Source organism: Vibrio coralliirubri (assembly GCF_024347375.1).
Taxonomy (GTDB): Bacteria; Pseudomonadota; Gammaproteobacteria; order Enterobacterales; family Vibrionaceae; genus Vibrio; species Vibrio coralliirubri.
In genome coordinates, this window is sequence record NZ_AP025470.1 from 3,062,304 (window position 1) to 3,082,320 (window position 20,017).

The 20,017-nt window shown below is 44.9% G+C and carries 16 protein-coding genes; 10 read left to right on the forward strand and 6 right to left on the reverse strand.

Annotated elements, in window-relative coordinates:
* Positions 1 to 94: 94 nt before the first annotated feature.
* Positions 95 to 2,044: a murein transglycosylase gene (sltY, locus tag OCV20_RS13935; RefSeq protein ID WP_086775232.1), complete on the reverse strand. Its 1,950-nt coding sequence runs from the start codon at positions 2,042 to 2,044 to the stop codon at positions 95 to 97.
* A 263-nt stretch (positions 2,045 to 2,307) separates the two neighbouring features.
* Between sltY and ettA the strand changes: the two genes are divergently transcribed.
* The 3 genes from ettA to OCV20_RS13950 all read left to right on the forward strand — a co-directional run bounded on the left by ettA (position 2,308) and on the right by OCV20_RS13950 (position 5,494).
* Positions 2,308 to 3,975 (forward strand): energy-dependent translational throttle protein EttA, encoded by a 1,668-nt coding sequence (ettA, locus tag OCV20_RS13940; RefSeq protein ID WP_086775233.1) that lies wholly within the window; start codon positions 2,308 to 2,310, stop codon positions 3,973 to 3,975.
* 90 nt (positions 3,976 to 4,065) lie between these two features.
* The gene (locus OCV20_RS13945; protein WP_086775234.1) at positions 4,066 to 4,434 is read left to right on the forward strand and encodes a PilZ domain-containing protein; all 369 of its coding nucleotides are present in this window, start codon (positions 4,066 to 4,068) and stop codon (positions 4,432 to 4,434) included.
* Between the two features lie 49 nt (positions 4,435 to 4,483).
* Complete coding sequence (locus OCV20_RS13950; protein WP_086775235.1) at positions 4,484 to 5,494, forward strand: M23 family metallopeptidase; 1,011 nt, start codon at positions 4,484 to 4,486, stop codon at positions 5,492 to 5,494.
* 164 nt (positions 5,495 to 5,658) lie between these two features.
* Here OCV20_RS13950 and tyrA read toward each other — a convergent pair whose 3' ends face one another.
* From tyrA to OCV20_RS13970, 4 genes are all read right to left on the reverse strand, one after another.
* Positions 5,659 to 6,786 (reverse strand): bifunctional chorismate mutase/prephenate dehydrogenase, encoded by a 1,128-nt coding sequence (gene tyrA, locus OCV20_RS13955; RefSeq protein WP_050651897.1) that lies wholly within the window; start codon positions 6,784 to 6,786, stop codon positions 5,659 to 5,661.
* A gap of 118 nt (positions 6,787 to 6,904) precedes the next feature.
* Positions 6,905 to 7,978, reverse strand: a complete 1,074-nt coding sequence (locus OCV20_RS13960; protein WP_017629783.1) for a 3-deoxy-7-phosphoheptulonate synthase — start codon at positions 7,976 to 7,978, stop codon at positions 6,905 to 6,907.
* 246 nt (positions 7,979 to 8,224) lie between these two features.
* Positions 8,225 to 9,214, reverse strand: coding sequence for a beta-N-acetylhexosaminidase (gene nagZ / locus OCV20_RS13965; protein ID WP_086775236.1), 990 nt, complete (start codon positions 9,212 to 9,214; stop codon positions 8,225 to 8,227).
* Between the two features lie 11 nt (positions 9,215 to 9,225).
* On the reverse strand, positions 9,226 to 10,074 hold the full coding sequence (locus tag OCV20_RS13970; RefSeq protein WP_086775237.1) for a MurR/RpiR family transcriptional regulator: 849 nt from the start codon (positions 10,072 to 10,074) through the stop codon (positions 9,226 to 9,228).
* A 241-nt stretch (positions 10,075 to 10,315) separates the two neighbouring features.
* Here OCV20_RS13970 and OCV20_RS13975 point away from each other — a divergent pair, with 241 nt between their 5' ends.
* From OCV20_RS13975 to murQ, 4 genes are read left to right on the forward strand one after another with little or no spacing between them, the layout of a single operon-like run.
* Positions 10,316 to 11,908 carry a sodium:solute symporter gene (locus tag OCV20_RS13975; RefSeq protein ID WP_048618288.1) on the forward strand — a complete coding sequence of 531 codons (1,593 nt, stop codon included), beginning with the start codon at positions 10,316 to 10,318 and terminating at the stop codon, positions 11,906 to 11,908.
* Between the two features lie 3 nt (positions 11,909 to 11,911).
* Positions 11,912 to 12,796 carry a glucosamine kinase nucleotide-binding domain-containing protein gene (locus OCV20_RS13980; RefSeq protein WP_086775238.1) on the forward strand — a complete coding sequence of 295 codons (885 nt, stop codon included), beginning with the start codon at positions 11,912 to 11,914 and terminating at the stop codon, positions 12,794 to 12,796.
* Entirely contained in the window at positions 12,793 to 13,905 is a 1,113-nt protein-coding gene (locus OCV20_RS13985) for an anhydro-N-acetylmuramic acid kinase (protein WP_086775239.1), read from the forward strand. Before OCV20_RS13980 ends, OCV20_RS13985 begins: the two co-directional genes overlap by 4 nt.
* Before the next feature lie 45 nt (positions 13,906 to 13,950).
* Complete coding sequence (murQ, locus tag OCV20_RS13990; protein ID WP_086775240.1) at positions 13,951 to 14,871, forward strand: N-acetylmuramic acid 6-phosphate etherase; 921 nt, start codon at positions 13,951 to 13,953, stop codon at positions 14,869 to 14,871.
* 103 nt (positions 14,872 to 14,974) lie between these two features.
* On the opposite strand, the gene OCV20_RS13995 is transcribed toward murQ, so the two are convergent.
* A complete protein-coding gene (locus OCV20_RS13995) occupies positions 14,975 to 15,325 on the reverse strand; it encodes a DUF2799 domain-containing protein (protein WP_086775241.1) in 351 nt (116 codons plus the stop codon).
* A gap of 332 nt (positions 15,326 to 15,657) precedes the next feature.
* On the opposite strand from OCV20_RS13995, the gene OCV20_RS14000 reads away from it, so the two are divergent.
* The 3 genes from OCV20_RS14000 (at position 15,658) to btsR (ending at position 19,940) form a co-directional block, all read left to right on the forward strand.
* Positions 15,658 to 17,151: a carbon starvation CstA family protein gene (locus OCV20_RS14000; RefSeq protein ID WP_086775242.1), complete on the forward strand. Its 1,494-nt coding sequence runs from the start codon at positions 15,658 to 15,660 to the stop codon at positions 17,149 to 17,151.
* A gap of 280 nt (positions 17,152 to 17,431) precedes the next feature.
* Complete coding sequence (locus OCV20_RS14005; RefSeq protein ID WP_086775243.1) at positions 17,432 to 19,102, forward strand: sensor histidine kinase; 1,671 nt, start codon at positions 17,432 to 17,434, stop codon at positions 19,100 to 19,102.
* 106 nt (positions 19,103 to 19,208) lie between these two features.
* Entirely contained in the window at positions 19,209 to 19,940 is a 732-nt protein-coding gene (gene btsR, locus OCV20_RS14010) for a two-component system response regulator BtsR (protein ID WP_017106772.1), read from the forward strand.
* The last annotated feature ends 77 nt before the right edge of the window (positions 19,941 to 20,017 follow it).

The following is a 20,017-nucleotide window of genomic DNA, read 5'->3' on the forward strand; positions in this document are numbered from 1 at the left end:
ACTTGATGCGATCCAATGTAAAAAGGCAGTAAGTGGAAATGGTTCGCACTCACTGCCTTTATTCTTACTCAGTTTCGGGCCAAATGCCGAAGGCTTAGTATTTCGTTTTTGCCTCATGGGGCGCTAAAAACGTCCCTTTCTCACCCAAGATATCTCGATAGTAGGTCTCAAACATCAAGATATTCTGGACGTAACCGCGAGTCTCTTTGAATGGGATCATTTCGATAAATGCAAAGGCATCGAGCTTTTCATCGCTGCGTGAACGCCACTGTTTCACACGGCTAGGTCCTGCATTATAAGCCGCAAACGCAAAGATACGATTGTCATCATATTGAGCGAGTAAACCATCTAAGTAGTGACTGCCAATCTCAATGTTCTTGCCGACATCATAAAGATCATCGCTGCCCTGATACTTAATCTTATGTTTGTTCGCCGTGTATTGCGCCGTCTTTGGCATAATTTGCATGATGCCACGCGCGCCAACTGGAGAGCGAGCCTCTGAATCCATCGCACTCTCTTGTCTTGCTAAAGACATCAAAGTGATTGGATCGAGATCGTGCTTTTCAGCGTAGAAGTTAAACCACCACTTATGAGCGACTGGGAAGCGTAAAGCTATGTTGTCCCACATCTTCGCCGAGATGCTCGCCGTTACCATAAAGTGATTCCAACGCTGCGTCGCAGCATGAGCCGCAAGCATCGCTTTTTGGTCTTTATCTGCATTAGTTAATAACCAGCGCCATTCACTTTTCGCTGCCGCAATTTTATCTCGGTCAATCAGCTCACCAATACGCACCAAAGAGGTGTCGAATGGCTTCACTGTTTCAGCATTGTATTTAAGTGTCGAGGTTGGGTATTGAACCGGTTTACCTAACTGCTTAGCCGCAGCCACACTGTAGAAATTACGCTGACCCAAGATATCTGACAGTCGCTTATTGCCTTTGGCAGTATCGCCCGTCGCGATTTCAGCTCTGCCCTGCCAATATTGCCAACGAAGCGAAGCCTGATGTTTATCATCCAAGCGCGCTATCCACTCTTTCAAACCCGTCCAATCGGCATGTTGAATCGCTAAGCGAGCACGTCGTTCCAGCAGAACTTGCTTTGATGAACTCGCGAGCATTTTGTCTCGCCAAGCCATTAACTCTTCAGAGTCGGTGTTGATCAGACGGAACGTTAAGTAATCGGCGAGCTCTTGAGATTTCTCTTTCGACAACTTCTGAGCCTTGATGACATCATCAAACACCTCTTGAGCGCTGCTTGATGATTTCCTTGCTAGCTTCTCGAAAGCAAACTCGGTTTGAGCTTGGTAGAATTCATTCGCTGGGTGCTTCTTAGCAAACGCGAGTACATTTTCAGGCTTGTTGTACAACGCCTTCATCTGCTTCGCTTGAGCAATTGACTCATCATGATCCAATTGCTTAATCAGATAGCTCATTAACTTACCGTTACGGCCCTCGAACGCTAGCAGCATTCTATCCAGAATCAGCTCATCAGTTCTTAGCCCAGCTTGATCCCAGCTTTTAAATAGAGGGTCACAAGCGTCATCAACACCACTACCACTCAACCAAAGTTGTTTAGCTCCTTTAAAGGCAAGCTCTTGGTTACCTTGCTCGTAATGCGCTCGATAATAAATACATTGGTATTTTTCACCGACAGGCTCTTTGGTTTGAAACTCAAGGATCGTCTTCCACTGTTTTTGAGAAGCCAATGAGTCCAAATAAGGTGCGCGCATTCGATTGGAGAAAGGCAATGCCTTGTTCTCTTCAATGAAAGCATCGACCTCAGCAGGTGTGCGATCACCTAAGCCAATCAGAAAGGCTCGATAATCGGTGTAAGGTGTTAAAGGGTATGTTTGAATTTTGTTACGCAGCGCGGAGTAAGCTTTTAGGTCACGGTTATCTAAAACCTCTTGCGCTCTATCATAAACGTCACGCTGCATTTCAAGCTCGGAGGCATTGCTAGCCATAGCGACCGGAGCCAGTGAAACCGAAGACAAAATTGCCGATGCAGCCACAGCAATTTTCGTATTACCAATGCGGAAAAACATTCGCTCTTTCCTTAGTGCGTGTATGAATACGTGAAGTCTATTTACGCCCGACATCACATCAAATGTAAAGGATTTGAGTGTAAATATTATTAATATTTAACACTTGGCCTCAGAAGCCTATTAAATATAGTTTTAATGACCAATGTGACAATAATAGGTAAGGATTGGTTCAAGAGTGGCTTTTCTGTCCTAGGAGTAACATCTTTGAGGATATTGGTATAAAATAGCAGACAATTTTGAACAATAATTAGGATCGATCGGCAATGGCTGAATACGTATATACCATGTCTCGGGTGAGCAAAACTGTTCCACCTAAGCGTCAAATTCTTAAAGACATTTCTCTTAGCTTTTTTCCTGGCGCTAAAATCGGTGTTTTGGGTCTAAATGGTTCAGGTAAATCTACCCTACTACGTATCATGGCTGGTATTGATACTGATATTGATGGTGAAGCACGTGCACAACAAGGTCTTAAAGTAGGTTACCTACCGCAAGAACCTGTACTAGACGAATCAAAAACTGTTCGTGAAATCGTAGAAGAAGCGGTTTCTGACGTTGCTGACGCACTTAAGCGTATCGATGCGGTTTACGCAGCGTACGCAGAACCAGATGCAGATTTCGATGCACTTGCTAAAGAGCAAGGCGAACTAGAAGCTCTGATTCAAGCAAAAGACGGTCACAACTTAGAGACAGCTCTAGAGCGTGCTGCTGATGCACTTCGTCTTCCTGAGTGGGATGCGAAAATTGAATTCCTATCAGGTGGTGAGCGTCGTCGTGTTGCTATCTGTCGTCTACTTCTTGAAAAGCCAGACATGCTGCTTCTTGATGAACCAACCAACCACTTGGATGCAGAATCAGTAGCATGGCTTGAGCACTTCCTAGTTGATTACAGTGGTACAGTTGTGGCGATTACCCACGACCGTTACTTCCTAGACAACGCAGCTGGCTGGATCCTAGAACTTGACCGTGGTGAAGGTATCCCATGGGAAGGCAACTACACGTCTTGGCTAGAGCAAAAAGATGAGCGTCTTAAGCAAGAAAAAGCAGGCGAAAGCGCACGTCAAAAAACGATTGAGAAAGAACTTGAATGGGTTCGTCAAAACCCTAAAGGTCGTCAAGCTAAGTCTAAAGCGCGTATGGCTCGTTTTGAAGAATTGACGACTGGCCAATACCAGAAGCGTAACGAAACTAACGAACTGTTCATCCCGCCAGGTGAGCGTCTAGGTGACAAAGTTCTTGAAGTTAAGAACCTAACGAAGTCATTTGGTGATCGCGTTCTTATCGACGACCTATCGTTCAGCATGCCAAAAGGCGCTATCGTGGGTATCGTGGGTGCCAACGGTGCAGGTAAATCAACACTGTTCAAGATGCTAAGTGGCGCAGAACAGCCAGATTCAGGTACGGTTGAACTAGGCGAAACCGTTAAGCTTGCTTCTGTTGATCAGTTCCGTGACAGCATGGACGACACTAAGACAGTATTCCAAGAGATCTCTGAAGGCGCTGATATCATTAAGATCAACAACTTCGAAATCCCTGCTCGTGCTTACTGTTCTCGTTTCAACTTTAAAGGCAACGACCAACAGAAGATCATCGGTGAGCTTTCTGGTGGTGAACGTAACCGTGTTCACTTAGCGAAACTGCTAAAAGCGGGCGGTAACGTACTGCTACTCGATGAGCCTACCAACGACCTTGACGTTGAAACGCTACGTGCTCTTGAAGAAGCACTGCTTGAATTCCCTGGCTGTGCAATGGTTATCTCGCATGACCGTTGGTTCCTTGACCGTATTGCGACCCATATCTTAGACTACCGTGATGAAGGTCAAGTTAACTTCTACGAAGGTAACTATACTGAGTACACTGAGTGGCTTAAGCAGACTCTAGGCGCACAAGCGGCAGAACCGCACCGTATCAAGTACAAGCGTATCGCTAAGTAAATAAGCTTGTATTTTGAACAAAGGCCGCGATAATAGCGGCCTTTGATATATCTGGCTTACGTGTAATGCATTGATATAGAGAGATTACTTATGGTTGAAAGACGTCAATTTTCACGAGTTATTTATCAAGTCCCGACTGAGATCTCACAAGGGCAAGTCAAGGTAACAGGCTCAGTGCAAGACTTATCACTCCATGGTTTACTCATTCAATGTAATGAATCAAAACAACTTAGCCATGATGTCCCTGTTCAAGTGAGCTTTAAACTCGAAAACAGTGATATCAATATTCAGTTAGAAGCAACGATAGTCTCTACCATCAATACCTCAATGCGTTTACGCATAGAGCATTTAGATATTGATAGTATCAGCCACCTTAAGCGACTTGTTGAGCTTAATGTTGGCGACGATGAACTGCTTTATAGAGAGATTGAACACCTTACCGATTTAGGTAGAGAGTGACATCTCCATTACCCTTTTTCTATTAGAAGCATTTAGTTAATACAGAACCATGTCTAAAAAACTATCCATTACTATTCCCTCTAGTCAGGGGGAACAGACGTTTTACTTCGGCCGTAAGGCTGTGCTCATTTGCACTACTGCCATTTTTTCAGTACCGCTATTAATTGGCGGAGCGGCGTACATGTACTTCGAGAGTAAACAAGAACTCGCGCTACAAGCGGGTGATGCCCAACAGTTGATTGAAACGCTGATTGTCGAAAAAGAACAAACAGAATTTCTTTATGCTGAGCAAGTAGAAACCAACCATTCGCTATCGCAAACACTGACCGAGAAAGAAGGCACGATTCAACTGCTTGGTAAGCGTGTATTCGATGTGGAATCAGTACTGGGTCTTGCTGATGAAGAGCTGCTTACCGATGATATTTCTTTGGAAGATCGCATTGATGCGGCTGCCGTCGATTCAGCGGTAAGAGCCACCATGTTCCGCTTGATTCCAAACGACAGCCCAATGGCTTATCAGCGTATCTCATCTTCTTATGGTCGCCGTACCAACCCGATCACAGGTAAGCGCCACAACCATACCGGTATCGACCTGACGTGTAAGCGCGGCGAAGATATCTTAGCGCCTGCAGATGGTGTAATTGAAACGGTTCGTCCGAGCAATAAAGGCTTCGGCAACTTTATTACCATGCGCCACTCGTTCGGCTTCATGAGTTCTTACGCTCATCTACAGAAATTCAAAGTTCGCAGCGGTCAGTTCGTAAGTAAAGGCGATGTGATTGCAAGCTGTGGTAACTCAGGTAACTCAACCGGGCCACACCTACACTATGAAGTACGCTTCCTTGGTCGCTCGTTGAACCCTCAATACTTGATGGATTGGACACCTGAGAACTTCAACTACGTGTTCGAGAAAGAGAAAAAGGTTAAGTGGGGTCCACTGGTTCAACTTATTGATAATGTGGTTCGTTTGCAGATAAACCTAACAAACGTACCTTACATCAGTTCGACCATCGACACCGTATCAAGTGAAGAGACTAAAAAGCCTATCGCGACTAACTAGTTATTCGCTGTTGGTCATTAGCTATTGGTTATTGGGAACTGTTAGTTTGGCCTATGATGATCTAATTGCTTTTAGCCTACTGTAGGCCAAATGCTTTCATGCCGTTCAGCACATACAAAAAGAGCGACCAGATGGTCGCTCTTTTTTATGATTTCAAACCGTACTTAGCCACGGTGAATCGAGTCATGTGCTTGTTTTAACAAGCTTTGGCTCTCTTGCAAGAATTGCTGCGAGTAATCACCAAACCAATCACTCACTTGGTTAAAGCTCTCAACAAACTTAGCTTTATCTTTACCATCTAAGATTTCTAACGCTTCTCCGAAACAGCTGTGGAAGCGTCTAATCATCTCAATATTCTCATCTGAAGACAGAATGATGTCTCCGTACAAGTTAGGATCTTGAGCAAACAGACGACCAACCATCGCAATCTCTAGTCGGTAGATTGGAGAGCTTAACTTCAGAAGCTGATCGATATTCGGATTCTCTTTACTTAGGTGCAAACCGTAAGCAAATGAGGTGAAGTGGCGCAGTGCTTGAATCAAGGTCATACCATGGTCATGCTCAGCGGCATCCATCTGGCAAAGGCTTGCGCCCCAGATACCAAATTGATTCAGTAGCCATTGGTAGCTTTCAGAACCACGGCCATCACTGTAAACAATCACTTGTTTCGCTAGGCTTGGTACATCAGGGCCAAACATTGGGTGTAAACCAACCACCGGGCCTTGGTGCATGTTCATCATTGCTTGAAGCGGTTTTGACTTAATCGATGTTAAATCACAAAGAATACAATCGCTTGGCAGGTTACCCAGTTTTGCAATCACACCTTCCGTTAGGTGAATTGGAACAGTAACAACCACAAGTCCTGCGTTATCTAAGATCTCATCGGCTCTATCCCAATCTTGGCTGCCAAGGATTTTCACTTCGTAGCCAGAAAGCTTAAACATACGGCCAAACAGACCGCCAAGTTGACCATTACCACCAACAATAACCACTGAACGTAACTCTGGGTTAAGACACTTAAAACCAGAATCTTTCTCGCTGGCATAAGACTCACGCATAGTACGACGCAAAATATCTTCGATTAACTGTGGTGGAACCCCTATTTTCTCGGCTTCTTGACGACGAGATGCCAGCATTGCTGCTTCGCGCTCTGGCACATAAATAGGTAAACCATGTTCACTTTTTACTTCACCAACTTTCTCTACTAGAGCCAATCGCTGAGCAAGTAAATCCAGCATTTGTTTATCGACAGCATCGATTTGGTCGCGTAATTCGTTCAGTTCAACGGCCATTTTATTCCTTACTAATCTATAAGCCCGTGCCAATCTATAAGCCCACAATCACGCAGGTTCGCTAGTAACAGATCTTAAAATGCCCCATTAGATGAGGCACTTAAATTTAAAACTCTGACTAACCTTTCAAGCGGTTCTCTAAGAACGGGACTAATTCCGTATGTGCATGTTTCAATAGTGCCTCAGTTGAATCCCAATTGATACACGCGTCGGTAATAGATACGCCGTATTTCATCTCATTGAGAGGTATATCCGAAGATTGGTTTCCTTCGTTAATATGGCTTTCAATCATAAGGCCAATAATCGACTTGTTGCCTTCACGAATTTGGTGAATCACATCTTCCGCAACTAGAGGTTGGCGACGGAAATCTTTGCGAGAGTTAGCGTGGCTACAGTCAACCATCAGTGCCGCTTCTAGGCCTGACTTGCCAAGCTCTTGTTCACATTCGTGTACTGATACTGAATCGTAGTTCGTTTGCTTACCGCCACGTAAAATAACGTGACCATTTGGGTTGCCTTGAGTCGTAAGTAGTGCAACTTGACCTTCGCGGCTGATACCCATGAAGCGGTGGCTAGAAGAAGCTGCCTGCATCGCATTGATTGCAGTACCTAGGTTGCCATCGGTACCGTTTTTGAAGCCGATTGGCATTGAAAGACCACTTGCCATTTCACGGTGAGTTTGTGATTCAGTCGTACGAGCGCCGATTGCAGCCCAGCTGAACGTGTCGGCTAGGTATTGTGGGCTGATTGGGTCTAGTGCTTCTGTTGCGAGTGGAATTTCCATCTCAGCAAGTTCAACCAATAGTTCACGACCAACATGCAGACCATGCTCAATATCGAAAGTACCATCTAGATGAGGGTCATTGATTAAGCCTTTCCAACCAACGGTAGTACGAGGCTTTTCAAAGTAAACACGCATTACAATATACAGTTGATCGCTCAGTTCTTCAGAAAGTGCTTTTAGGCGTTTCGCGTACTCTTTCGCAGCTTCAATGTCATGGATAGAACATGGGCCACATACAACAAGCATGCGATGATCTTTCTTATGAATGATGTTTGCGATAGTTTGACGAGATTCTTGAATGAAACGACGAGCATTATCACTCAAAGGCAGTTTTGCTTTTAACTCCTCAGGAGTAATCAGTACCTGTTCGTCGATGATATTGACATTGCTTAATTCACTTTTCTGCATAACTCAACCTGTATATTTATTTTTACACCCAACATTTCCATTTGGGCTAACAATCTTTAAAAACACAATAACAGCTACAAAAACGATTGCAAGTGTAAACAATGAAAAACATTTGATGTAAATTTTAATTTACACCACTACTTTAGCTTGTTCTGGTTATCAAATAGCTCTAAACCACGCCCTACACATACAAAAAAGGCGATATTTATCATATCGCCCTATCTAAAATTATTATGTGTTTATTTATCACTCATTGCCTAGCATTCGCTTAATTTGCTCTGAAGCCTCTTTCCATCGGCTGTCTGAGTGAAGAGTCGATAAGTCAAAACTGTGTTTTTTAAGCAATGAGTTGGCTAAAGGCACCTCTTGAATCGCTAAGTGATCGAGAGCCTCTATTTGTGCATCTCGTTTATTACACATTAACACCATGTCGCACCCTGCATTCAAAGCAGCCTTTGCTCTGTCGGCAGGACCGCCCATAATCGCAGCGCCTTCCATGGTCAAATCGTCAGAGAACACCAAGCCTTTAAATCCAAGCTGCTGCTTCAATACTTTCTGCAACCAATACTGAGAGCCGCTTGCTGGCTGATCATCATAATGAGAGAAAACCACGTGCGCTGGCATCATCGCATCCAATATTCCGGCTTCAATTTGCGCCTTGAAGATCGCCATGTCGGTTTCAAAGATGTCGTCTCTAGGGTCATATGGCGTCTCTAAGTGAGAGTCAGCAATCACACCGCCATGCCCAGGAAAGTGCTTGCCTGTTGTCGCCATACCAACCGACTTCATACCTTTGATGAAAGCGCTGCTATGACGAACGATGGTATCAATATCTTCACCAAACGCTCGGCTACCAATCGCTTTACAGTCATGGCCTTTGTCTAATACTGGCGCAAAGCTCAGATCGATATCATGGGCAATCAACTCTGCCGCCATCAACCAACCCGCTTGTTCTGCTAACTGTTCGCCATTATTCTTGGTCGCAAATTCCTGAGCAGCTGGGATAATTGAAAAGCCGTCACGAAAACGCTGAACTCGGCCACCTTCTTGGTCAACACCAATCAAAATAGGACGTTTCGCTACCTTACGAATTTCTTTGTTTAACGCCGATAACTGTTTGCTATCGTGGTAGTTTCGAGCAAATAAGATGAGACCACCAACAGTTGGGTGCTCTAAAATTTCTCTGTCTTCAGCTGTCAGCTCGTAGCCTGCAACATCAACCCACAACGGTCCCATAAAATTTCCTTCTATTGCTTAAGTTCCGCTACTGCAGATTTACTTTGTTCAATTAATTGGTCGGCCTGCTCTTCCTGCTGAGTTAACGCAATGAACAACAAGTCAGTAATAAAAAGTTGGCTATCACGCGCGGTGATAGATGAGCTTCGAATATGATTTTCGTCTGCCGCCGAGATGAGTTTGATATCAGCGTATTTATCTAAAGCAGAAGGGGATAGCTGGCTTACCACAATCACCTTGGCCTTTTTCGATCTAGCCAACTGGGCAACCTTCACCACTTCTCTAGTGTTTCCTGAATAGGAAATTGCAACCAACACATCATTTTCAGAAAGAGAAGCGGCATTAGCAATCTGAATGTGAGCATCCTGTTCTGCGTTAACAGCATGACCTATTTTCATCAGCTTATAAGCGAAATCTTTCGCAACCAGAGACGATGCTCCCACCCCAGAAATCTGTACTTTATTAGCAAGGTGCAGCAAGTCAGCAGCATTGCTTAACTGTTCACCTTCATTTAATAACACTGTACGCTCAAGCGATTGTGTTTTACTTGCAAGAAGTTTGTCCATCACCGTATCTGACGGATCTTTTCTTGTGATGGTGCCGTGTATTCCACGTTGGGATACTGGCTGATAAGTCATATCGCTTTGATAAAGCTTGACCTTCATTTCAGAGAACCCTTTGTAACCGAGCTTCTGACTAAACTTGACGATTGTCGATTGGCTCACACCCACCGCTTTAGCCAACTCAGGAGAGGAAAGCTGCTTCACCTGTTGTGGGTGGTCAAGAACATATCGCGCCACCAGAGCATCAGATGGAGACAGCTTAGGTAATAACGCTTTAACTTTCGCAATGCCTTTCATTAGACGCCCTTCCCTCTGCCTGCGCCTCGCTATCATAACGAGTTTTGTATTTTCATTGGAATAATTATTCCTTCGTATTCTGGTGTTTGGAATAGCTAACACAACCTTCTGGGATCATTGTCAAAGAAAACCGTTGGTCACTATTCCACCAAGGAATAGATTTTGAAACTCATTATTCAAACTGACATTCTGAAAAAATAATAATAAACACCCTCTATCCTATTCATGCTACGGAGCTGCTATGAATTCACTATTTACTTCGCTGGACTGGGCGGTATTTGCGGTTTACTTCGCTGTTATCGCTTTTACAGGCTGGCACTTCAGCCGAACCAAGATCACGAGCACCAAAGATTATTTCTTAGGCGGTAACTCGATGCCAATGTGGGTCGTTGCCATCTCAGTATTGGCGACCTCGCAATCTGCAGCGACGTTCTTAGGAGGACCAGAATCTAGCTACCGTGGCGATCTCACTTATCTAGCGACCAACATTGGTGGAATTATTGGAGCTGTCTTTGTCGCATTAGTACTGATACCTCGCTTCTACAAAAACAAAGTATCTACCGTTTACGAACTGCTGAAAGTTCGTTTTGGCGAGAAAACAAAACAGCGCGCAGGCGTGATGTACTTGGTCGGTCGCGTATTTGCTTCTGGTGCTCGCCTGTACATGGCCGCTATCGCTGTCTCCATGATTCTATTTACCAACATTGACCCAAGCAGCGTAGTGACTTCAGTGGTCATTCTGGTTGCCGTTGGCCTTGCTTATACTTACATGGGTGGCATTCGTTCCGTTATCTGGAGCGACCTAATTCAGCTTGTGGTTTATGTCGGTGCAGCCATTGCTGTGATCATCTATTTATTGGGACAAATTCCAGCTGATTTCAACCAAATTGCGCAAGTACTGGCTAACCCTGGTGAAGGCCAAGCTTCGAAACTGACCTTATTAGATTTTAACCTCGACTTTAGCCCTGCTGGCACCTTCAGCTTTTGGGCATGTATTACGGGATTCGTGCTGTTAAACATTGGTGCGTTTGGCCTTGATCAAGACATGACTCAACGTGTTTTGACTTGTAAAGATGCTAAGCAAGGTTCAAAGGCGATGATTAACTCAATCATTTTCTCAATTCCAGTTGTGCTTGTATTCATGTCAATTGGCCTACTTTTGTATGTCTTCTACCAAAGACCTGAACTGATGGGCGTTGAAGGTAAAGAAGTTGTTCAAAATTTTAATGGCGAGAACGTCACTATTTTCATGTATTACGTGCTGAATGAAATGCCAGCAGGTCTTAGAGGCTTGGTTACTGTTGGGGTTGTTGCAGCGGCACTTTCAACACTAAATTCTGGATTAAACTCAATGTCATCAGTGGCTATTCAGGATATCTATAAGCCTTGGCTAGAAGCTCGTAAAGGAGTGCAAGATGATTTCCATTACGTGAAAGCTGGCCGATTTGGTATGGCGGCGGCAGCTGTGGCCTTAGGTAGTATGGGAATCCTGTGTTACTACTGGCAGCAGTACACTGACATGCCACTGTTGTCGTTTGCTTTGAGTGTGATGGTCTTTGCCTACACAGGGTTGTTGGGTGTCTACTTCACCGCAATATTCACTGAGCGCGGTAACGAAACTTCGGTCGCTTTAGCTCTAATGGCAGGCTTCTTCACCACTCTGCTGATGCAAGCTTATGTTTGGGATAGCGTGATGGGCGTGATTAACGATGATTGGGTAGGAGTTCGTTTAGCGTTCCCTTATCAACTTTGTGTTGGCACATTTGTATCGTTAATCGTGTGCCTTTCAGGAAAGAAGCAAACTCAAGAAGTTAATAAACTACAAACGGTTTAGCCAATGATTACCCATACTTTGGCAGTCGATGGCGGTGGAACTAAAACCGCCATTAGACTGAAGCGAATATTACCAACACTAAGTAACATCGAAGAGTGTATTTTACCTGCAACGTCATTGACCTTATATGGTGAAGCTGCGATCACTCAACTGACTCATTATATTGATGAAATGTTGAGTGTTAATCAGATAAAATCACAACAGTGCTATATTGTGGTTGGTGTTGCTGGCGTAGGAAACTTAGATTTAAAAGCCAAACTGCAATCGGCGTTAACCCATTGCCCGCACCTGTATGTAACGACTGATGCAGAAGCGTCAGTATTTGGTGCTAATTCAGGACAAGGAGTTAACTGTATTGCGATTGGGACGGGATCTGTTGCGATTCAATTAGACGTACAACAAAAGACTCAACAAGTTGGTGGCTGGGGTTTCCCAATTGGTGACCAAGGTGGTGGCGCTTGGCTTGGCTTTCAAGCTGTTCAACAAACTCTCGTTGAATTAGATAACAAGCGTACTTCTTTAACGAGTCAGCTTGTAATGCGAAAGACAGGCAACGAACGCAGCCAAATTCTACAGTGGATTGGCGAAGCTAACGCGACCGATTACGCCAAATTTGCACGAGAGCTCGTTGATATGGAACAGCGCTGCTCAACGGCAAATACCATATTAAAACAAGGTATTGAAGAAATAGAGAAGCTCACACGAACATGCTCAGACTATAACTCATTACCGATTATGTTCTTAGGCAGTTTAGGACAGTTCTATCGCCCTAGGCTTTCCCAAGAACTCCAAGTTCGTACCTTAAACATTCAAGGTAATGCTCTGGATGGTGCAGAAGTCATCGCTAACCAAAAGATCCAGCAGCTTAATTTAGGAAGTGAACAATGAAATCAGAGTTATATATCGGTGTGATGTCAGGGACGAGCATGGACGGCGTTGATACAGCCTTAGTGTCGATTGAAGATACGCGCATCACATTGCTGGCTCATGATGAGTTCCCAATGCCTGACGACCTCAAAGCGCGTCTGCTTGAAGTCTGTATTGGTCAGAAAACCGATCTGATTGCCATTGGCGAACTCGACCACCAGCTTGGCCATCTGTTTGCTGATGCGGTTCTGCAACTTCTCGAAAAGTCAGGTACACCTGCATCTTCTGTAACTGCGATTGGTAACCATGGCCAAACAGTATTCCACCAGCCAACCGGCGAATCTCCATTTACCATGCAGTTGGGTGATGCCAACATCATTGCCGCTAAAACACAGATTCAAACGGTTGCCGATTTCAGGCGTAAAGACATGGCATTAGGCGGACAAGGTGCGCCATTAGTCCCTGCCTTCCACCATACGATTTTCCAGCCGCAAGACAGCTCAGTTGTGGTGTTGAATATTGGTGGTATCTCGAATATTTCAGTACTGCGCCCTAATCAGCCAACGCTTGGTTATGATACAGGCCCGGGCAATATGTTGATGGACGCTTGGGTTGATAAACACACGGGTGAGAAGTTTGACCGTGATGCGCAATTTGCGCTTAAAGGTCAACTCAATCAAGCTTTACTCAAACAGTTGTTAAATGAATCTTATCTATCTCAAGTGCCACCGAAAAGTACCGGTAGAGAACTATTCAACCTACCTTGGCTAGAGCAACAATTAACAGAATTTAAAGATCTTGCAGTTGAAGATGTTCAGCGCACTCTTTGTGAATACACCGCATTGACGATAGCCAATGAAGTGGAGACTTATCGCTTGGGTAACCAACCTGCACTGTATGTGTGTGGCGGTGGTACACGAAATCCATTGTTGATGGAGAGACTGTCTGAACTGCTTCCAAGTTGGGAGGTTGATTCAACCACCAGTAAAGGCGTGGATGCCGATTACATGGAAGCGATGGCCTTTGCGTGGCTTGCTCAACGTCATGTTCATCAACTGCCAAGCAATTTACCAGAAGTGACTGGCGCAAGCAGAGCAGCCTCTCTAGGCGTTCTCTATCGTGCTGACTAAACAACTTTAGAACCATCATTTTAGAATCACCATTTAAGGATCATTATGAGTAACGACGCTCTCATATCAGCGCTCTCGCACCTCGTTTCGGAGGGGAGAAACCCTGACACTATGGATATTGATCTGCTCACCTCTCTCGAAGTGGTTGAAAAGATTAACCAACAAGACAAACAAGTCCCACTGGCGATTGAAGCGGAACTGCCACAGATCGCAAAAGCGGTTGATAAAATTGCTCATGCCTTTCAAAACGGTGGTCGACTGATTTATATGGGCGCAGGCACCAGTGGTCGATTAGGTGTGTTAGACGCCTCAGAATGCCCACCGACTTTCGGTGTTTCAGACAAGATGATTATCGGCCTAATTGCAGGTGGACCAGAGGCGATTTTAAAAGCCAAAGAAGGCGCTGAAGACTCGCTGACTCTCGGTATTGAAGATCTGAAAGCGATTCAGTTTTCAGAAAATGATGTCGTGGTAGGTATTGCAGCGAGCGGTCGCACACCTTACGTGATTGGTGCACTCAACTATGCCAATCAGCTTGGCGCAGTAACGGTTGCTCTGTCTTGTAACCCTGATTCTCCAATTGCTGAAATCGCTCAAATCGCAATTAGCCCGGTGGTTGGCCCAGAAGCATTAACAGGTTCAACACGACTCAAATCAGGTACGGCACAAAAGCTGGTGCTTAATATGCTGACCACTGCAAGCATGATTCGTATCGGCAAAAGCTACCAAAATCTGATGGTCGACGTAAAAGCGACTAATGAAAAATTGGTTGCCCGCGCTGCTCGTATCGTTATCCAAGCAACGGAGTGTGACAAAGCACTGGCGGTATCAACACTTAAAGCGACTGATTACGATGTGAAGTTATCTATTTTGATGATTCTAACAGGGCTAGATTTAGAGTTAGCCAAGGCACAACTTGATAAGCAAAATGGCTTCTTGAGAAAAGCTGTCGAGAATAATCAATAGTCTAGACTTTGTTGTTAAGTGTTACGCCCGCTGCATACAAAAAGACCAGTTCACACGCGGTACTGGTCTTTTTTAGTTTTAATTTTTCATCGCTAGCTTGGGCTTAGTAGTCGTTTGAGAACTCGTCCCAGCCGCGTTGCCACTCCATGCGGAAACGTTGAGCGTCTTCCGTACCAGAACACACGCCTTCATACACCTGACCAGATAAACCAATCTGATAAGCATGGTTCGGATTACAATATTCAGTCACACCTAGGTGATAACCTTCTGTGTAACTCGCTTGAACGACTGCGCCAAGCTCAGTCATCTCTGAGTACGAACGTTGAGTGTGGCCTTTGATACCATCACGATAGCCAATCTCTTGCCAATTGCCTTCAGCTGCTAAATCTTGAACATTGGCGCTGCATCCTGCAAGGCTAAATGCCACGGCGAATAGTGCGATTATTTTTTTCATTTCAGTCCTTTATATTTACCTAGCCACTTCCTGACGAAGCGTTGCCTTTGTGGTGATTCTCCGCTGAACACTGGCTGATGTCCACTTATGTCTGTTATCTGCCACTGATATCTATTGGTTACCGCTTAAAGCTGATAAGCCGCCACTTGCCAGAAGCAAGACACTTCTCAACACGCATAACCAACCGCTCTACAAACGTAGCAAACCACTCAATCAGTTATAACACCACTTAATTGACTATTCGACCACTCACTCTCATAGCGGAAGTTTCTTCTCATGCTCTTCTTTAATATACACCCTGACTTAATTAATACATTCAGGGATAACAAATTATGATGTGGTTTCTTACCTGTGTTGCAGCACTCATTGGTGGCTACTTTATTTACGGTGCCTTTATCGAGAAGGTTTTCGGTATCAATGAAAAGCGTCAAACACCCGCTCACACCAAGCAAGATGGCGTGGACTACGTTCCAATGTCGACACCAAAGGTTTACCTAGTTCAGCTGCTTAACATTGCAGGTGTAGGTCCAATCTTCGGCCCTATCATGGGTGCCCTTTACGGCCCAGCAGCGATGCTTTGGATCGTGCTAGGTTGTATCTTCGCAGGTGCAGTACACGACTACTTCTCAGGTATGTTATCTATCCGTAATGGTGGTGCTTCGGTTCCAACTATCACTGGACGTTACCTAGGCAATGGCGCAAAACACTTTATGAACATCTTTGCCATTGTTCTACTGCTTCTCGTTGGTGTGGTATTCGTATCTGCTCCTGCAGGCATGATCACTAACCTAGTGAACGACCAAACTGATTTCGCGATGTCTGCAACAACCATGGTTGTTATCATCTTTGCTTACTACATCATCGCAACGATTGTCCCTGTCGATAAAATCATTGGTCGCTTCTACCCACTGTTCGGCGCACTGCTTATCTTCATGTCTGTTGGCCTAATCACTGCGATTGGTCTATCTGACGAGCACCAAATCATGGGTGGCTTCGAGATGAAGGACATGTTCACCAACATGAACCCGAATGACCTACCACTTTGGCCTGCTCTATTCATCACCATTGCTTGTGGTGCTATTTCTGGCTTCCACGCAACTCAGTCACCACTAATGGCGCGTTGTATGGAAAACGAGAAGAACGGTCGCTTCGTATTCTACGGTGCAATGATTGGTGAAGGCATCATCGCTCTAATCTGGTGTGCACTTGCTCTGTCATTCTTCGGTTCAGTTGAGTCTCTCTCTGACGCAATTGCAAACGGCGGCCCTGGCAACGTGGTATACAGCGCTTCATTTGGTCTACTGGGTGTATTCGGCGGTATCCTTGCTTTCCTTGGCGTAGTTATCCTGCCAATCACTTCTGGTGACACAGCATTCCGTTCTAGCCGTCTTATCCTTGCTGAATACTTCAACATGGAACAGAAAACTCTGCGTAACCGCCTACTAATGGCTCTACCATTGTTCGTTCTTGGTGGCATCCTGACTCAAGTAGATTTCGGTATCATCTGGCGCTACTTCGGTTTTGCTAACCAGTCAACGGCAGTAATGATGTTGTGGACAGCTTCAGCTTACCTACTTCGTCACAACAAACTGCACTGGGTAACAACGGTTCCAGCTATCTTCATGACGTCTGTATGTATCACATTCATCCTGAACAACAGCCAACTAGGCTTTGGTCTACCAATGCAGCTTTCAACCATCATCGGTGTGGTGAGTGCATTCGGTGTTGCGGCTTACGTTATCAAAATCTCGAAAGGCAAAGGCGATATCGATCTTGCTGATGAACAAGAAGAGAAAGAAGCAAAAGGCGTAACCAAAACTGCCTAGTTCTTTCAGACTCTTGATAAAAGAGGCACGTCTTCATAGAGAGACAAAAGAACAGCCAAACACACTTCGCTTGCTCCCATAATCACCCAGTGATTCATGGAAATTAAGACTAAAGCCCGTCCTCCGTGATGGGCTTTACTGTATCTCAGCATTAGTACATCAATATTGAACTTAGCCTGAGAAGCAATAGTCGCTCGATATAACCAACGAAAACACAAGCAAAGCTACCGTTACCACGCAATGAGCTTTACACTTAACAAGCGTCTCAATAGGTGAAAATATGGAACTCATTCTCTCTCTGCTGCAACAAACCTGTGTCTACTTAGTGATTGCTTACATGCTCAGTAAGACTCCACTGATTCTCCCTTTGTTGAGCATCTCTTCACGCTTAAGTCATAAAGTCAGCTGTTATGTTCTGTTTTCTCTATTCTGTATTATGGGCACCTATTTTGGACTGCAGATTAATGACGCGATAGCCAACACTCGTGCGATGGGTGCGGTAATGGGTGGTCTGTTTGGCGGCCCTGTCGTTGGCTTTGCGGTCGGCTTTACTGGCGGTATTCACCGTTACTCATTAGGCGGCTTCACAGACTTGGCTTGTGCTATTTCCACCACAGCAGAAGGCCTGATTGGTGGCCTGTTGCACGTTTATCTCGTTAGGAAGAACAAAGCCAGCCAACTGTTTAATCCATTGGTGGTTTTCTCAGTAACCCTGTTTGCAGAGATCATTCAGATGCTGATTCTGCTGGCGGTCGCAAAACCCTTCGAACAATCCTATGCTCTGGTTTCCGATATTGCGGCGCCAATGATCATTGCTAACTCAGTCGGTGCAGCACTGTTCATGAGCATCATCCAAGACAGGAAAACCATCTTCGAAAAGTACTCGGCTACCTTCTCACGCCGCGCATTAACCATCGCCGAGCGTTCGGTGGGTATTTTACATGGCGGATTCAATTCTGATAACGCACAAAAAATCGTACGTATCGTTTATGAAGAGACCAATGTTGGTGCGGTAGCGATTACCGACCGAGAAAAAATCCTCGCGTTCGTTGGCATTGGTGATGTACACCATATTCCAAATACTCCGATTTCATCGCAAAGCACGCTCACTTCGATGGAACAAAACGACATCATCTACCTTGATGGCAAAGAGAACCCATACCAATGCTCCTTGTCTCAGGATTGTAAATTGGGTTCTGCGTTGATTATTCCATTGCGCGCGGGTAACGAAGTGGTAGGCACCATCAAACTGTATGAGCCAAAACTAAAGCTTTTCTCGACCATCAACATGTCGATGGGTGAAGGTATCGCTCAGCTATTATCGAGCCAGATCCTCTTTAGCAACTATCAGCAGCAGCAAACGCTACTGACACAAGCGGAAATCAAACTGCTGCACGCTCAAGTGAATCCACACTTCTTGTTCAATGCGCTTAACACCATCAGCGCAGTAACACGTCGTGACCCAGATAAAGCTCGAGAGTTGATTCAGCACTTGTCTCACTTCTTTAGAAGTAACCTAAAGCAGAACATTAATACCGTGAAGCTCAAAGACGAACTGGCGCACGTCAACGCTTACCTGACCATAGAGAAAGCACGCTTTACCGATCGACTAGAGGTGGAGTGGGATATCGACCCGCAGTTATATGAATCTCAATTGCCGAGCTTTACCCTGCAACCGCTGGTAGAAAACGCCATCAAACATGGGATATCTAATATGTTGGAAGGCGGTAAAGTAAAGATCTCTAGCGAGGCTTTCGAGGGTGGGTTCAAGTTAACCGTTGAAGACAATGCAGGTAATTATCAGAAGCCATCTCAAGATCATGTAGGATTAGGGATGGAAATTGTTGATAAACGACTCACTAATTTCTTTGGACAAGATTCAGCACTAAAAATAGAATCTCAACCACAGCAATTTACTCGAATGAGCTTTATCATACCTATACTAAAATAATGGTATTTTCGGAGACAAATAGCTCCGAGTTGAAACATTTAGAAGCAGACATTTAAAAAGATAAGCGTGAATCAAGCAGGGATAGAACCAAGATGAAGATTGTAGGATGTTAAAGGCATTAGTTGTCGATGATGAGCTTTTTGCTCGCGAAGAGCTGATTGAGCTGCTGACCGAAACCGGAGAAGTGGAAATCATAGGCCAAGCAAGTAACGCCATCGAAGGACTGAAACAGATCAACCTACTCAAGCCTGATGTCGTGTATTTGGATATCCAAATGCCGCAGGTTACCGGGATTGAACTGTTAAGCATGCTTGACCCTGACACCATGCCTTACGTGGTATTCGTCACCGCCTACGACCAATATGCGATTCAAGCCTTTGAAGATAACGCTTTTGATTACCTACTTAAGCCAGTCGAGCCTTGTCGATTAAACAAGAGCGTTTGTCGCCTGAACAAGGTCATCAAACAAAATCAAAAAGCACCAGAACAGAACATCTCAGCAATTGCTCCCTGTCACTTAGAGCAGATACCGTGTATCGGTCATAACCGCATTGTGATCATGGCAAGCCAAACGGTCGAGTGCGCCTATTCCGATATCAGTGGTGTGCATGTTCGCAGCTCATCGCAAACCGCGACCTCACAGTTAACGCTAAAGATCTTGGAAGAAAAAACCGATTTGATCCGCTGTCATCGCCAATATTTGATCAACATAAAATCAATCCAAGAGATCAAACTGTTAGAGAATGGATTAGCGGAGATCATTACCCTGACTGGCTTTGAAGTGCCGGTCAGTCGTCGCTACTTAAAGACTTTAAAAGAGCAACTCGGTCTCCAGTAAAGCGTTAGAAGTTCGACGCCTAGTTCCAAAGCACGATCAAAAAAGCCAACGTATCATGAACTGACCCCCAATAGTTG

Bases quoted from the DNA above. Each gene is read 5' to 3' on its own strand.
- OCV20_RS14000 (WP_086775242.1), top strand. From the start codon at position 15,658: ATGATGTGGTTTCTTACCTGTGTTGCAGCACTCATTGGTGGCTACTTT.
- OCV20_RS14005 (WP_086775243.1), top strand. From the start codon at position 17,432: ATGGAACTCATTCTCTCTCTGCTGCAACAAACCTGTGTCTACTTAGTG.
- murQ (WP_086775240.1), top strand. From the start codon at position 13,951: ATGAGTAACGACGCTCTCATATCAGCGCTCTCGCACCTCGTTTCGGAG.
- OCV20_RS13970 (WP_086775237.1), bottom strand. From the start codon at position 10,074: ATGAAAGGCATTGCGAAAGTTAAAGCGTTATTACCTAAGCTGTCTCCA.
- nagZ (WP_086775236.1), bottom strand. From the start codon at position 9,214: ATGGGACCGTTGTGGGTTGATGTTGCAGGCTACGAGCTGACAGCTGAA.
- OCV20_RS13950 (WP_086775235.1), top strand. From the start codon at position 4,484: ATGTCTAAAAAACTATCCATTACTATTCCCTCTAGTCAGGGGGAACAG.
- tyrA (WP_050651897.1), bottom strand. From the start codon at position 6,786: ATGGCCGTTGAACTGAACGAATTACGCGACCAAATCGATGCTGTCGAT.
- OCV20_RS13975 (WP_048618288.1), top strand. From the start codon at position 10,316: ATGAATTCACTATTTACTTCGCTGGACTGGGCGGTATTTGCGGTTTAC.
- btsR (WP_017106772.1), top strand. From the start codon at position 19,209: ATGTTAAAGGCATTAGTTGTCGATGATGAGCTTTTTGCTCGCGAAGAG.
- OCV20_RS13980 (WP_086775238.1), top strand. From the start codon at position 11,912: ATGATTACCCATACTTTGGCAGTCGATGGCGGTGGAACTAAAACCGCC.
- OCV20_RS13945 (WP_086775234.1), top strand. From the start codon at position 4,066: ATGGTTGAAAGACGTCAATTTTCACGAGTTATTTATCAAGTCCCGACT.
- sltY (WP_086775232.1), bottom strand. From the start codon at position 2,044: ATGTTTTTCCGCATTGGTAATACGAAAATTGCTGTGGCTGCATCGGCA.
- OCV20_RS13985 (WP_086775239.1), top strand. From the start codon at position 12,793: ATGAAATCAGAGTTATATATCGGTGTGATGTCAGGGACGAGCATGGAC.
- ettA (WP_086775233.1), top strand. From the start codon at position 2,308: ATGGCTGAATACGTATATACCATGTCTCGGGTGAGCAAAACTGTTCCA.
- OCV20_RS13960 (WP_017629783.1), bottom strand. From the start codon at position 7,978: ATGCAGAAAAGTGAATTAAGCAATGTCAATATCATCGACGAACAGGTA.
- OCV20_RS13995 (WP_086775241.1), bottom strand. From the start codon at position 15,325: ATGAAAAAAATAATCGCACTATTCGCCGTGGCATTTAGCCTTGCAGGA.